This is a genomic window from Thermovibrio guaymasensis (assembly GCF_003633715.1).
In the GTDB taxonomy this organism is placed as follows: domain Bacteria; phylum Aquificota; class Aquificia; order Desulfurobacteriales; family Desulfurobacteriaceae; genus Thermovibrio; species Thermovibrio guaymasensis.
The window spans coordinates 480,590-494,294 of record NZ_RBIE01000001.1 but is presented as its reverse complement, the minus strand read 5'-3'; the positions used below and the strand labels follow the sequence as shown (position 1 = coordinate 494,294).

The 13,705-nt window shown below is 43.8% G+C and carries 14 protein-coding genes, 3 tRNA genes and 1 other RNA gene; 11 read left to right on the top strand and 7 right to left on the bottom strand.

The annotated features are described in order from the left end of the window. Window positions 1-59: 59 nt before the first annotated feature. On the bottom strand, window positions 60-518 hold the full coding sequence (gene lspA, locus C7457_RS02755) for a signal peptidase II (RefSeq protein WP_121169910.1): 459 nt from the start codon (window positions 516-518) through the stop codon (window positions 60-62). Then, window positions 515-1,099, bottom strand: a complete 585-nt coding sequence (locus tag C7457_RS02750; RefSeq protein WP_121169909.1) for a CPBP family intramembrane glutamic endopeptidase — start codon at window positions 1,097-1,099, stop codon at window positions 515-517. The genes lspA and C7457_RS02750 overlap by 4 nt, the downstream gene beginning before the upstream one ends. 57 nt (window positions 1,100-1,156) lie before the next feature. On the opposite strand from C7457_RS02750, the gene purS reads away from it, so the two are divergent. From purS to murB, 5 genes are read left to right on the top strand one after another with little or no spacing between them, the layout of a single operon-like run. Further along, on the top strand, window positions 1,157-1,417 hold the full coding sequence (gene purS / locus C7457_RS02745; RefSeq protein WP_121169908.1) for a phosphoribosylformylglycinamidine synthase subunit PurS: 261 nt from the start codon (window positions 1,157-1,159) through the stop codon (window positions 1,415-1,417). Beyond that, on the top strand, window positions 1,417-2,112 hold the full coding sequence (gene purQ, locus C7457_RS02740) for a phosphoribosylformylglycinamidine synthase subunit PurQ (RefSeq protein ID WP_121169907.1): 696 nt from the start codon (window positions 1,417-1,419) through the stop codon (window positions 2,110-2,112). The genes purS and purQ overlap by 1 nt, the downstream gene beginning before the upstream one ends. A 1-nt stretch (window position 2,113) precedes the next feature. Further along, on the top strand, window positions 2,114-2,836 hold the full coding sequence (gene kdsB, locus C7457_RS08830) for a 3-deoxy-manno-octulosonate cytidylyltransferase (RefSeq protein ID WP_211321807.1): 723 nt from the start codon (window positions 2,114-2,116) through the stop codon (window positions 2,834-2,836). A 3-nt stretch (window positions 2,837-2,839) separates the two neighbouring features. Next, window positions 2,840-4,459: a CTP synthase gene (pyrG, locus tag C7457_RS02735; protein WP_211321806.1), complete on the top strand. Its 1,620-nt coding sequence runs from the start codon at window positions 2,840-2,842 to the stop codon at window positions 4,457-4,459. Then, window positions 4,449-5,270: a UDP-N-acetylmuramate dehydrogenase gene (gene murB, locus C7457_RS02730; RefSeq protein ID WP_170137330.1), complete on the top strand. Its 822-nt coding sequence runs from the start codon at window positions 4,449-4,451 to the stop codon at window positions 5,268-5,270. The genes pyrG and murB overlap by 11 nt, the downstream gene beginning before the upstream one ends. Here murB and C7457_RS02725 read toward each other — a convergent pair. Both C7457_RS02725 and C7457_RS02720 read right to left on the bottom strand, forming a co-directional pair. Further along, window positions 5,267-6,124, bottom strand: coding sequence for a TonB family protein (locus C7457_RS02725; RefSeq protein WP_121169905.1), 858 nt, complete (start codon window positions 6,122-6,124; stop codon window positions 5,267-5,269). The two genes, murB and C7457_RS02725, sit on opposite strands and share 4 nt — an antisense overlap. After that, the gene (locus C7457_RS02720) at window positions 6,121-8,070 is read right to left on the bottom strand and encodes a TonB-dependent receptor (protein ID WP_170137329.1); all 1,950 of its coding nucleotides are present in this window, start codon (window positions 8,068-8,070) and stop codon (window positions 6,121-6,123) included. The genes C7457_RS02725 and C7457_RS02720 overlap by 4 nt, the downstream gene beginning before the upstream one ends. Before the next feature lie 134 nt (window positions 8,071-8,204). On the opposite strand from C7457_RS02720, the gene C7457_RS02715 reads away from it, so the two are divergent. The 5 genes from C7457_RS02715 to dapE all read left to right on the top strand — a co-directional run bounded on the left by C7457_RS02715 (window position 8,205) and on the right by dapE (window position 9,645). After that, a tRNA-Lys gene (locus C7457_RS02715) sits at window positions 8,205-8,280 on the top strand. Between the two features lie 8 nt (window positions 8,281-8,288). After that, a tRNA-Glu gene (locus C7457_RS02710) sits at window positions 8,289-8,366 on the top strand. A gap of 14 nt (window positions 8,367-8,380) precedes the next feature. Then, window positions 8,381-8,456: a transfer-messenger RNA gene (gene ssrA, locus C7457_RS02705) on the top strand. Between the two features lie 10 nt (window positions 8,457-8,466). After that, window positions 8,467-8,543, top strand: a tRNA-Ile gene (locus C7457_RS02700). Window positions 8,544-8,580: 37 nt separating this feature from the next. Next, window positions 8,581-9,645, top strand: coding sequence for a succinyl-diaminopimelate desuccinylase (gene dapE, locus C7457_RS02695; RefSeq protein ID WP_121169903.1), 1,065 nt, complete (start codon window positions 8,581-8,583; stop codon window positions 9,643-9,645). On the opposite strand, the gene nadB is transcribed toward dapE, so the two are convergent. Continuing rightward, window positions 9,642-11,201, bottom strand: coding sequence for an L-aspartate oxidase (gene nadB, locus C7457_RS02690; protein ID WP_121169902.1), 1,560 nt, complete (start codon window positions 11,199-11,201; stop codon window positions 9,642-9,644). The two genes, dapE and nadB, sit on opposite strands and share 4 nt — an antisense overlap. Before the next feature lie 10 nt (window positions 11,202-11,211). Continuing rightward, window positions 11,212-11,931 (bottom strand): septal ring lytic transglycosylase RlpA family protein, encoded by a 720-nt coding sequence (locus C7457_RS08950; protein ID WP_121169901.1) that lies wholly within the window; start codon window positions 11,929-11,931, stop codon window positions 11,212-11,214. Window positions 11,932-11,982: 51 nt separating this feature from the next. Here C7457_RS08950 and C7457_RS02680 point away from each other — a divergent pair, with 51 nt between their 5' ends. Continuing rightward, a complete protein-coding gene (locus C7457_RS02680; protein WP_121169900.1) occupies window positions 11,983-13,362 on the top strand; it encodes a class II fructose-bisphosphate aldolase in 1,380 nt (459 codons plus the stop codon). Between the two features lie 24 nt (window positions 13,363-13,386). Here the strand turns inward: C7457_RS02680 and C7457_RS02675 are convergent, their stop codons facing one another. After that, entirely contained in the window at window positions 13,387-13,677 is a 291-nt protein-coding gene (locus C7457_RS02675) for a cupin domain-containing protein (protein ID WP_121169899.1), read from the bottom strand. Between the last annotated feature and the right edge of the window lie 28 nt (window positions 13,678-13,705).

Here is a 13,705-nt window from a genome sequence, read left to right as displayed (position 1 = left end):
ATATCACCTCTTTTCCATTATAAATGACCATCTTAAAATTATCCGCCACAAAAACAAAGTCAACTTTCCCTAAAACCCTTAAGAAGCAGTAAAGAAACTCCAAAGAAGACGAAAACATCGGCAAAGTTAAAAGTAGGATAGTGATAGTTTCTAAAGAAGAAATCCAGGAAATCAACGACTTTACCGTAAAAGAGCCTATCGTAGATGTTCCCAAGAGCTCCCCCCAAAATAAGGCCAAGGGCTACAGAAGTTAGCCTATCCTTCACCTTAAACAGCCCGTAGTAGAGGACAAAGAGGGCAATTAAGGTTGGCAGTACCAAGAGGAAGAACATCCTAAGTGGCTCTGGGGAAGATGAGAAAATACTAAATGCGGCTCCCTTGTTCTCTGCGTACCTGAGCTGAAAGAAACCTGGAATAATCGGCTTAGAGGAGAGGGAGAGCTCCTTTACAGCCCAAACTTTAGTCAACCTATCAATCAAAAATGAGATTAAAGCAGTTATTAAAAACGTTTTCCTCACACGCACCTCACAAACTGGTAAATTAAGTCTGAAAGCCAGTGAAAGATTACCGGAGCAACTATAGAACCGCTCCTTTCGTAGAGCCAGCCCATAACTAGGGATGGAAAGAAGACCTTAAACATTGAAGGATCGTAGTAAATCAGAGAGTGAGCGACCCCAAAAAGAGTACTTGAAACTAAGTTATTCTTAGTTAAAAATCCCTTAAGTATCTCTTCATTATCAAACAAGGAGTAGAAGAACCCCCTAAAGAAGACCTCTTCCCCGATAGCCACAGAAAGGTAGAACAAAAGAGCGTTTACTGAAAATCCGAAGTTAACTTTACTAAAGCTTGAACATAGGATAAAGTAGACTCCAAGAACAATAACTGAAACTAAAAGTCCCCACTTTAACCCAGAAAGGAAGTTCCTAAACCCCAACTCGTAAGCATCCTTCCTGTAAATGAGGACCGGAATTCCAATGAGAAGGAGTGTGTTAACGAATATGGAGTACTGAGGAAGGAACCTTAAAGTAAAAGCCGCAACTAGAATAACGAGAAAGTAACTCTTAACAAAAGAACAATTACTACACTTTTTAAAGGCCAAGTCCTTCTCCAGATGTATAATTTTGCTACTGGAAAAAACTAGCCTTAGGAGAGGAAAATGGCCAGCTTTTTAGTGAAGGTACTCATCACTTATAGGAAAGGGATCCTTGACCCTCAAGGGGTCGCCGTTGAGAAAGCCGCTCACCAGCTAGGCTTTACAAGCGTTAAAAACGTAAGGGTGGGAAAGTACGTAACCATGGAAATTGAAGCTGAAAGTAGGGAAGAGGTTGAAAGGGAAATAAAGGAAATGGCTAAGAAGTTCCTAGTCAACCCTGTAATTGAAGAGTACACGTACGAAATTGAAGAGCTGGAGGAGTAATGAAGTTTGGAATACCTGTTTATCCAGGTAGTAACTGTGATAGGGACGTAGGCTGGGTAATAGAGAAAGTTCTCGGCCATGAAGTAGTTTACCTTTGGCATAAGGATAGAGACCTAAAAGGGATTGACTGCGTAATAGTTCCCGGAGGTTTTTCCTACGGAGACTACCTTAGGGCCGGAGCAATGGCAAAGCTCTCCCCAATCACTGAAGAGATATGTGAGTTTGCAGAGAGGGGAGGGCTTGTAATGGGAATCTGCAACGGGTTCCAAATTCTCCTTGAGTCTGGCCTCCTACCTGGAGCAATGCTACCGAACAAAACCTTATCATTTATATGTAAGTTCGTACACCTCAAGGTTGAGAACGTTGATACCCCATTTACTAACCTTTACAAAAAGGGAGAAGTTGTAAGGATTCCCATAGCCCACGCTGAAGGAAACTACACTTGCCCACCTGAAACCCTAAAGGAAATAGAGGAAAACGGTCAGGTAGTGGTAAGGTACTCCTCCCCTGAGGGAGTTGTAAGTCCTGAATTTAACCCCAACGGCTCTCTAAATAACATAGCAGGAATATGTAACAAAAGGGGCAACGTCTTTGGACTCATGCCCCACCCGGAAAGGGCCTCAGAGGCAATCCTGGGTTCAACAGACGGCCTAAGGATGTTCCAATCAATAGTTGAAGGAGTTTTAAAAGCGTAAGATGGAAGACGCAGTAGTTGTTATACCTGCAAGGCTGGGCTCTACGAGGCTTCCCAACAAACCCTTAATCCCGGTTGCAGGCGTTCCGCTAATAGTAAGGACTGTTAGGGCAGTAAAGGCCTTTGCCTCTAACGTCATAGTAGCAACAGACAGCCACAAGGTTAAGGAACTAGTTAATAGGGAGGGAGTTGAGGCAGTAATAACCCCTTCAGACCTCCCAAGCGGAACTGACAGGGTATATGAAGCTGTTAAAGGCCTCCCTTACCCATTCATAGTAAACGTTCAAGGGGACGAACCTTTCGTAGAGGAAGGACACGTCCTTCCCCTCTACAGGGCCTTAAAAGAGGGCTGTCTATTTTCAACAGTTGCAACTCCCTTTAGGGATTTAAAAGAGGTGGAGAACCCTAACAGGGTAAAAGTGGTTCTAGATAAGGAGTTTAACGCCATCTACTTCTCAAGGAGCCCGATTCCCTTCATCAGGGAAGGGGATAGTAAGCCCGAACACTACTTAAAACACATCGGAATTTACGGCTTTAGGAAAGAAGCCCTTGAAATGTTCGTTAATTGGCCAGTTGGAAGACTTGAGAGTCTTGAGAAGCTTGAGCAGTTAAGGATCCTTGAAAATGGTTATAAAATTCGGGTCTCAGTTGTTGAAAGGGAACCTTTAGGAATAGATACGCCAGAGGACCTTGAAAGGGCAGAAAAAATCTTAAAGAGAGGTTAAATAATGGCCTCAAAACTTATCTTCGTTACCGGTGGAGTTCTATCCTCAATAGGAAAGGGAATAACGGCATCCTCAATCGGAACCCTTTTGGAGAGTAGGGGATTAAAAGTAACTATTCAGAAGCTAGACCCTTACCTTAACGTTGACGCTGGAACGATGAACCCCTACCAACACGGTGAAGTTTACGTTACCGAAGATGGAGCCGAAACCGACCTTGACCTTGGTCACTACGAGCGCTTTACAAGCGCAGTTATGAAAAGGATTAACAACGTAACCAGTGGCCAGATTTATCAGGAGATAATTCAAAAAGAGAGGAAAGGAGAGTTCCTCGGAGGAACCGTTCAAGTAATTCCCCACGTTACAAACTTAATTAAAGAAAAGATAAAACAGCTCATGTCAACTGACGTTGACGTTGTAATAGTTGAAGTAGGTGGAACCGTTGGAGACATTGAAGGGCTTCCGTTCCTTGAAGCTATAAGGCAACTTGGAGCAGAAGTAGGAAAGAGCAACGCAATCTACATACACGTTACTTACGTCCCTTACGTTAAGAGTGCAGGAGAGCTTAAGACAAAACCTACACAGCACTCGGTAAAAGAGCTTAGAGCAATCGGTATTCAACCGGATATTATCGTCTGCCGCTCTGAAAGGAGCATCCCTCAGCAGGTTAAGAGGAAAATAGCTCTCTTTGCAAACCTTAAAGAGCATGAAGTGGTTACCGCAAAGGACCTTTCAACTATTTACGAAGTTCCCCTAGTCCTCCAAAAGGAGAAAATTGACCAGCTCATAATAGAGAAGCTTCAGCTTCCCGTAAGTCAGGAGGCCGACCTTTCGGAGTGGAAAAAGGTAGTTGATAAGATAAAGAAACCTCAGGAAGGAAGTGTAAAGATAGCTATTGTAGGAAAGTACGTTGAACTCCCGGACGCTTACAAGAGTATAGTTGAGTCCTTCGTCCACGCAGGGGCAGCAAACAACGTAAAAGTGGATATAAAGTGGGTTAACGCTGAAGAGCTTGACCAGGTAGAACCTGAAGAGTTCCTTTCTGACGTTTATGGAATTTTAGTTCCAGGAGGTTTTGGAGAGAGGGGAGTTGAGGGGAAAATTAGGGCAGTAAAGTTTGCTAGGGAAAACAGAATTCCATTCTTCGGAATATGTCTCGGAATGCAGTGTGCCGTTATAGAGTTTGCAAGGAACGTGGCAGGTCTTGAAGGAGCCCACAGCTCAGAGTTCAGCAAAACAACCCCCTACCCTGTAATTGACCTGATGGAAGAACAAAAGGGAGTTAAAGAGAAAGGGGGAACTATGAGGTTGGGGGCTTACCCCTGCGTTCTTAAGGAAGACACCTTCAGCTATAAAGCTTACGGCGTAAAGGAAATTTCCGAAAGGCACAGACACCGTTACGAGTTTAACAATGCCTTCAGGGAAACTCTAGAGAAAGCAGGACTCGTTATAGCTGGAACTTCTCCAGACGGTAAACTTGTAGAAGTTGTAGAGATTAAAAACCACCCCTGGTTCGTTGCGGTTCAGTACCACCCTGAGTTTAAATCAAGGCCCAGGAAACCTCACCCACTCTTTGTAAACTTTGTAAAAGCGGCAAAGGAACTGAGAGATAGGTTTGAAGGTTAAAGTACTAACAGCAAAAGAGCTTACAACACTTGGAATAGGAAGGCCTACAAGAGTTTACTTTCCTGAAAATTTATCGGAGCTCTCCCTCTTAGTGAGGGAGGGCTTTAAGCCGATAGGCGGCGGCTCAAACAGTGTAGTAAGCGGAGAAACTTCCCTCATTTCCCTTAAAGGATTCCAAAGAGTAGAACTAAAGGAAAAGGAAATAACCTTAGGTGCAGGAGTTCCTTTAAGGAAAGTCCTTAAACTTCAGATGAAAAGGGGTTTTTTACTATTTGAGTTTCTAGCCGGGATACCAAGAGCAACAGTTGGAGGACTAATAGCTCAAAACGCAGGAGCGTTCAACAGGGAAGTAAAAGAACTCTTAAAAGAAGTAACTTTTGTAACTTACAGTGGAGAAGTCAAGAAGTTAACGGAGTTTAAAGGTTTTTCCTACAGGGAATCTCCCTTTCCTAAGAGTGGAGTTGTAGTTGAAGCCAAGTTCAAAATAGAGAAAGAGGAAAAGGAAAAAGTTAAAGAGAAAATTAGGGAATTCGTTTTAAGGAGGCTTTCAAAGCAGCCTCCCTTCTTCTTGAGAACGGCCGGCTCAACCTTTAAAAACCCACCTGAGGAGAGTGCCGGAAGACTCCTTGATAAGTGCGGTCTAAGAGGTTTTTCCCTTGGAGATTTAAAGTTCTCTGAAAAACACGCAAACTTCCTAATTAACGAAGGTAAAGGAACCTTAAAGGACTTTCAGGAAATAGTAGAGATCGGGAAAGAAAGAGTAAGAGAGCTCTTTGGAATAGAGCTTAACCTTGAAGTAAAGATTCTCTAATCAACAAGTTTATAAACTATACCCACCTTAAGGGTTAAGGTATCCTCTGGGTAATCCTCTGGAAGGGGAGGGAAGGAGCTCTTCTTAACCAGCTTAACTGCTGCCTTTTTCAAAACAAAGTGGGGAGAGTTGAGAACTTCAACCTTTACAGGCTCTCCCTTCCTGTTAAAGGTAATCCTGAGCTCAACCCTGCCTTCAATCCCCAGTCTCCTTGCAAGGGGAGGGTAAAACTTGTTCTTATTTAGAGTGGAGATTACAAGCTTTCTATAGTCCTGAGGGTTAAAAGAACTTCTTTTACCTAAATTCCCCTCCTTTGAGAAACTTTTAGCCTCAAGGTTTTGAACTTCTTTCTTTTTTTTAGAACTACCCAAAGCATTTCCTTCAGGCTCATTAGCTGGTCTAGAGCAAAGGAGGTCTCTCTTAGGTTCAGGTGCTTTCCCCCTAAAACTCTCTACTTTTCTTTTTATAGGATTTTTCTCCTTAATCTTTGAGAAAGCACTCTTTTTAGAGCTTAACTTATTAACTTCCCTTTTAGTTAACTTTCTAGTTAATTTCCTCTTCACTTTACTTACCTTCTTTAACTTCCTTTTAGGTTTCACTTTAAAGTTTTGCGTTCTTTGTACTTCTTTTTTTCTCTTAGGTTGAACCTTTCTCTCCTTTAGGGAGCTCCCTTTCTGATTCAATTTCTCTAACTTCGGTTGGGAGGGAACTTCCCAGCTGAGCTCCACAGGAATTGAGAACTCCCTCTTCTCCTTTTTTAGACAAAGGCTGGAGGTCCAAGAGATTAAAAGAGAGATGATGAAAAAGTGAATAAGGAGGGAGAAAATGTATGAGAGGAGGGTTTCTCCTCTCATCTTTCCCCAAAAGCATAAGTTAGATTAACTGAAAAGTTCCTTCCGGGCATTCTATAACCTTCAACAAAGTAGTACTTCCTATCAAAGACGTTGTCTATTTTAATTGAAAGGTCAAGTCTTTTAAAGGGTTTCAATCCGTAAGAAAAGGAGAAAACTGTAAATCCTGGAACTTTTTCACTTACACCACTCCTTTTAGAGTAAGCCTTCATCTCAACTTCTGCCCAGTCCTTGTTCAAAAGGAAGTTCCCTCTCCTTAATGAAAGGACAAGTTTACTCTTTGGAACGAGAACCTTAGGCGATGGAGTTTCTGAAGGTGTAAAGCTAGATGAAGAGTGAGAAAAGTTTTGGTAAGTGTAAGAAACTAAGTAAGAGTAAGAACCTAAACTCTTTTGATAGGAAACTTCTACTCCTCTATTCTTAACCCAGCTGAGGTTTTCAATAACCCTATACGGAAACGAACGGTGAAGGACTTTCTGAGCTGCTAAAAAGTTACTGACTATGTAGTTTTTAATGCGGTAGTCAAAGAACCTAACGGAGAGGTTCTTATTCCTGACCCCAGCCTCTAAATCCCAACCTTCTTCATCCTTTAGTTTATAGTTATACCCAAACCTCTTAAGAAGGGTCCTCCCCGCTGAATACCACTTTAGTTCTTCAGCCTTAGGAGGTCTATAAACCCTTCCAACTCCAAAGTAAAAGGTATTCTCTCCGACTTCCTTAAAGAGAGAAATGGCCGGCAGGAGCTCAGTATCTCCAGAAGTCCCCCTGCCAAGCCACCTCTCAACCCGGAAGCCTCCCCTTAGCTTTAAACCAAGGAGCTCCCTTTCCACTTCAGCGAAGAGGGCACCTCTCCTGAGGGCGTGAAGGTTTGAATTAGTCAGCTCCTTACCGTTTTTTTCAATGCTCCCGTAACCAGAACTGTTAAACTCTGCACCTAACTTAAAAGGCTTTTGAGAGTAAAGGGTCCTAAAACCGTAAGTAAAGTCATCGGTACCTTCAAGTTTCATAGAGATAAGTTTTACCCCTTTAGGAGTCTTAAAAAAGCCGTAGTAGTCCTCCCACTTCTTTGCCCTGTTAAAGTAAAGGGTAAAGTCAAGTTCACCTTTATCCGTCTGAGTTAAAAGGTCTAGTGAATACCTTTCAACCTGTCTAATTAAGTAGTTATCGCCATCCCTATCGATCAACTTCATCTTACAGTAGGGAGCACAGGCAAGACTAAAGTAAGTTACTTCTACTTTTGGATAGTTATCATCGTAATTTGAAGCTTCCACTTTTGGAGTGTTAAGGACGGGGAAACCGTCCCTAACCCTGGAAAGGAAAGTAGTAAACTTTAAAACAGAACTATCCCCAATAAACCTAAAAAGCCCTAGCTCAAGGCTCTCCGTCTTTGAAGAGTCATTTCTAAGGTAGCCCTTTGAGGAAAGACCCTGAAATGATAGCCTAACGCCGGTCAAGCCTGCAGGGAGAGAGAGCTTAAGGGAGCTCTTATAGGTATTGTAAGAACCGGCAGAAGCAGAAAAGGAAAACTCCTTATTGATTGGAAAACCTTCAGGCTCAAGAATTACGTTCCCTCCCGGATTTGAACCGTAAACTACCGATGGACCATATATAACCCTAACCTTCCTGATAAAATGGGGAAGGGATGACAGGTCAAAGTAGAAATTCCCCCTTATCCCTGAACCATTTAGGGGAACCTCTCCATAGTAAACGTAAAACCTTTCAGGAGTAAAGCCCCTTAGGAAAACAACATCTCTAGGCGTAGGAGCAGAGGAAAGGGAAATAAGGTTTACACCAGAAAAAGAGTCCAAAATTTCCTTTACACCTTTCCTCTCAACCAAAGTTGCAGAGGAAACTGGCTCCAGAGAAGAAGTAGCTTCAACAATAACGTCTTCAGCCACCGCTTGAGAAGTTAGAAGGAGAGTAGCAAGCACAAGGAAAATCCTCCCCATAAGCATACCTCCCATAGTTTGTATGAAGATTTTTAACAAAGTTATTACCAAATATCAATCCTTAACTTATGAATATTACACACCAAAGTATTGACAGGTTAAGAAAGAGGCCTATATTACCCTCCAGCAAAGGTGGGCCGCTAGCTCAGTTGGTAGAGCAACGGACTTTTAATCCGTAGGTCCCAGGTTCGAGTCCTGGGCGGCTCACCACTTAAAGCGTCCCCGTCGTCTAGCCCGGCCTAGGACACCGGCCTTTCACGCCGGCGACGCGGGTTCGAATCCCGCCGGGGACGCCATCTAATATTTAACTGGGGCCGTAGCTCAGCTGGGAGAGCGTCAGGCTGGCAGTCTGAAGGTCGCGGGTTCGAATCCCGCCGGCTCCACCAATAAAACAGTGGGCCTGTAGCTCAGTTGGTTAGAGCATCCGGCTCATAACCGGACGGTCGGAGGTTCGAGTCCTCCCGGGCCCACCACTTTAACAAATCTTTCCAAATCTCTCCGGGGGATTCCTTGCCTGTAGAGCTCCTCAAAAAACTAATCTCAATCCCATCTGTATACGGAAATGAAAAAGAGATAGCAGACTTCTGCCAAGGATTCCTCAAAAAAAACCCGAAGCTCTCCCTTTTAAGGGAGAAAAACTCAATTATCGCCCACACAGAAATTGAAGAAAGTAAAAAAACAGTTGCACTCGTAGGTCACCTTGATACGGTTCCTGGAGAAAATGAGTTCAGCGGCCAGATTAAAGAGGGCAGACTTTACGGCCTTGGTGCCAGTGATATGAAGGCCGGAGATGCAGTCCTACTTAAAATAGCGGAAGACCTGAAGGGTTCTGAGAGCAAGTACAACCTATTTTTTATCCTATACGAAAAAGAGGAAGGACCTTACGAAGATAACGGGTTAAGAACCCTATTTAGAAAACACGAAGAGCTCTTAAAGAAAATTGACTTTGCCTTCGTTCTTGAACCTACCGATAACACCGTTCAAGTAGGGTGCTTAGGCGTAATCCATGCATGGTTTGTCTTTAAAGGAAAAAGAGCCCACTCAGCAAGACCTTGGGAAGGAGAAAATGCAATTCATAAGGCGGATAAACTCCTAAACTTCTTAAGAGGACTTAAACCTAAACCTTATACCGTAGGAAACCTCACTTACTACGAAGTTTTAAACGCAACTATGGTTGAGTATAAAGGCGGAAGGAACATAATTCCAGAGGAGTTTAAAGTTAACCTAAACTATCGCTTTTCTCCAACGAAAACTCAAGAAGAGGCCATAGAGGAACTTAAAGAGTTTGGAAGGAAAACTGAAGCAGACCAGGTAATCTTCACAGACGTCTCTCCGTCAGCAAGGGCATGCCTTGACAACCCAATTTTGGAAAATTTCCTAAAAGAGTACAAAATAAAAGTTGAGCCAAAACAGGCCTGGACCGACGTTGCTCAACTGTCAAGCCACGGAATTGACGCAGTAAACTTTGGACCCGGCCAACCCCACCAAGCCCACCAGAAGAACGAGTGGGTAGAGCTCAGTAAGGTTAAAGAGAACTACAGAATGCTAAAAGGTTTCCTGCTTAACTCCCCCTAAAGTAAGTTCTCCAGATCGCTAAGGCTAAACTGAGAGTGCTTTCTGAACTCCTCCCTCTCATAGGGAAAATCTTTCCTAAAGTGACCTCCCCTACTTTCCTCCCTCCTCATGGCGCTAACGGCTATTGCAAGGCCAAGGATCGCAGAACTCCTAACCTCCCAGGGAGAATCTGAAAGGGCTATCTTTGAAAGCTCATCTATTGCAGAAGTCAGTCTCTCAGCACTTCTAATGATTCCAACCTTTTCCCACATAATCTCCTTTACCCTTTTAAGGGTATAACTTGAGTGACCCCTTTTAGGGTAAGAGCTAGCCCTAACTCTGACTTCGGCAAAATCCCTACTTAAGTAGATAAAGTCCCTATAGACACCGTAAGATGCCCTGTTTCCAAAAACAAAACACTCTAAAAGGGAGTTACTTGCAAGTCTATTTGCTCCGTGAACTCCGGTGCAGGAAGCCTCCCCAACTGCAAAGAGCCCCTCTATAGAGGACCTTCCAAAAGTATCAACTTTAATCCCACCTATATAGTAGTGGGCAACTGGAGTTATCGGAACCAAGTCCTTCTTAGGGTCTATTCCTCTCTCTAGAAGCTTTTTGGTAATAGTAGGGAAGCGCTTGTAAATATCTATCCCTCTCCTTTCAATAGGTCTAAAGTCAAGGTAGACTTCTCCGTTAGTTAGCTCTTTTTGACTCTCTATAGCCCTAGTTACAACGTCCCTCGGTGCAAGCTCCCACAAGTGGTGGTAGTCTCCCATAAAGCGCCTTCCGTGCCTGTCCACCAAAATAGCACCCTCTCCCCTAACAGCCTCTGAGATCAGGAAACACTCTTCACCGTCACAGAAGGCGGTAGGGTGGAACTGGACAAACTCAAGGTCTTGAAGGAGAGCTCCCCACCTTAAAGCAGCCGAAATTCCATCTCCAGTTGAAGTTGGTGGGTTTGTGTTCTTCAAGTAAATCCCTGCAGCCCCTCCAGTCGCTATCACCGTAACTGGAGCGTAGAAGGCGGTTAAATGACCGTCAACTTCTGCTAAAACTCCGTAGCACCTGTTATCCTTAACAAGGAGCTCCCTTAACTTAGCCCCTTCAACAAGCTCACCAGAGTACCTATTAAGAAGGGTCCTCTGAACTTCTTCCCCTGTCCTATCCTCGTAATAAACAATTCTTGGAACCGAGTGAGCCGCCTCCTTCGTAAACTTTAAAACGCCGTTTGGCTCTTTCTCAAACCTAGCTCCCCACCTTAAAAGGTCAACAACCCTCTTAACTCCCTCCTCAGTCAATATCCTGGCCATCTTCGGAACGACAAGCCCCGCCCCTGCCCTTAGAGTATCGTTGAAGTGCAAATCGGGAGAATCTTCCTGCGGAAGGGCTACAGCTATACCGCCCTGCGCAAGATTCGTTGAACTCTCACTAGCAGTAGTCTTAGTCAAAACACAGGGATTTAAACCGAGCTCCCTCAATACTATTGCACAGAAGAGGCCTGCTGCTCCACTACCAGCTACCACAACGTCGTAAGTTTTACTCGGTAAATCAAGAACGTCAAAGTCGGTTAAACTCTTCAAAGATTACCTCCTAAAGGGAAACTATAAAGGAACCGTCAAATCCCCTTTTTAGCAGTTCCCTTTTAAGCCTCTCTGCTTTAGAATAAGTTGAAACAGGACCGACAAAAACCCTGTAATATCCTCTAAGCTTAACAACTTTAGCCCTGTAGCCCTTCTTAGAAACGAGCCACTTAAACTTATAGGCGTTCAGCTTATTCCTAAATGCCCCTACTTGAACAAAGAACCTTCCCTTACTGTAAGGAACCGGCTTATACCTGTGATCAACCCTCTTACCGAGGGCAATTATCTTTACCTTAGCCGTTCCTTTCCTGAGCATTCCAATTTTCTTTGCAGCAGCGTAAGAGAGGTCAATTATCCTTCCCTTAACGAAAGGACCTCTATCGTTAACTTTTACGATAACGCTCTTCCCATTTTCAAGGTTTATTACCTTAACGTAAGTTCCAAGGGGAAGGGTTTTATGGGCAGCAGTGAGCTTATACATGTCGTAGATTTCACCGCTTGCAGTCCTACTTCCATGGAAACCAGGGCCGTACCAGGAGGCAATCCCGACCTGAACAAACCCCCTATAACTCCTCCTAACACAGTACTTTTTACCGCTAACAGTGTAGGTATACTTACACGCCGAAGAGACGGGCTTACGGGAACTCTTCGGAATAAAAATTACCCTCTTCTGAGCTCCACAACCAGCACAGAGGAGAATCAGTAAAAGAGCTCCAATTAACCTCTTCATAGATTAGGAATTTTAATAAAATTCAGTTGATAAAAACCGACGGAGGGAAGAATGAGAGTCCTAACAAAGGAGGAAATCCTCAGAGAACTTGACGGCGTATTAGAGCTCGAAGAGGATAGAGTAAAGGTGCTAGACGAAAGGAAACTTAAAGAGGAACTGATAGATGACCTTATCTACACAGCAGTATTCGGAGACGAGGAAGCCAAAGATGTCTCAAGGTGGGTAATAAGGGCAGCAGCTCTTGACCTTAGGATAGTTCCCTCCTCAATCCACGACCTCTATACGGGACCGATGGCTAGAGAGGAGCTCCCAAAGTGGTTCACAGTTCCCGCCATGAACATAAGAGGAATAACTTACGACGTTATGAGACAAGTCTTTAAACTGGCAAAGGAAGAAGAGGTAGGAGCTTTCATCCTTGAAATTGCAAAGTCTGAAATAGGCTACACCGACCAAAGGCCTGCAGAGTACACAGCATGTGCGCTGGCAGCGGCAATTAAGGAAGGGTTCAGAGGTCCCGTCTTCATTCAGGGAGACCACTTCCAGTTTAACGCAAAAAATTACGCCAAAGACCCAGAAAAAGAACTTGAAAGCATAAGAGCCCTTACAAAAGAGGCAATAGAAGCAGACTTTTACAACATAGACATTGACCCATCAACGTTGGTTGACTACTCAAAGCCGACCCTCAAAGAGCAGCAGTACCATAACTACCTTAATACTGCAAAAATGACTGCATTCATTAGAGAGATTGAGCCTGAAGGGATTACCGTATCCGTTGGTGGAGAGATCGGCCACATAGGAGGAAAGAACTCAACTCCTGAGGAATTTGAAGCCTTCATGGAAGGGTATTTAGAAGAGCTTAGGAAGTACGGTGAAAACATTCCACATATAAGTAAGATATCAGTTCAAACGGGAACGGAACACGGAGGAATCCCCCTTCCCGACGGAAGAATTGCAGAAGTAAAACTTGACTTCTCGGTCCTTGAGAAGATTGGAGAAGTTGCAAGGAAGAAGTATCAGATGGCGGGAGCCGTTCAGCACGGAGCTTCAACACTTCCGGATGAACTCTTTCACAAATTTCCAGAAGTTAAAACTGCAGAAATCCACCTTGCAACAGGGTTCCAGAACATAATTTACGACCACCTACCAGAGGACTTTAAAGAGGAAATCTACAGTTGGCTCAAGACAGAACTGAAAAATGAGTGGAAGGAAGGCTGGACAGAACAGCAGTTTATCTACAAAACCAGGAAGAAAGCCTTTGGAAAGTTCAAGAAGAAGTTCTGGGACTTACCTAAAGAGGTAAAAGAACCGATGATGAAAGCCCTATACGAGAAGTTCCGTTTCCTCTTTGAACAGCTTGGAGTCTTCGGAACAAAAGAGATAGTTGAAAAGAGCATAACTCCAGTTGAGGTTTACAAGAAGAGGAACTTCTAAAGGGGAGAGGGAGGAACCCTCTCCTCAAACTTTACTACCGCAAACGTAAATAACTCCGTCCTTCCCAACTTTTGCCCAGTGGCGGGTTCCCGCAGGAACGTCAAGCCTATCACCGGCCCTTAAAGTTACTACTTCCCTTTCTGTTCCAATGGTAATCTCCCCCTCAAGAACCCACCTTACTTCATTAAAGGGATGGGTATGCCAATCGTAGTAAGTTCCCGGAAAATCACTCCAAACGTAAAGGTTTGTATAACCTTCCTCCTGTAACCTCTTAAAAACTTCTCCTTTATCCGAAACTCCTGTTCTCTCAACCACACTTACCTCCTAAAACTATAATATTTAG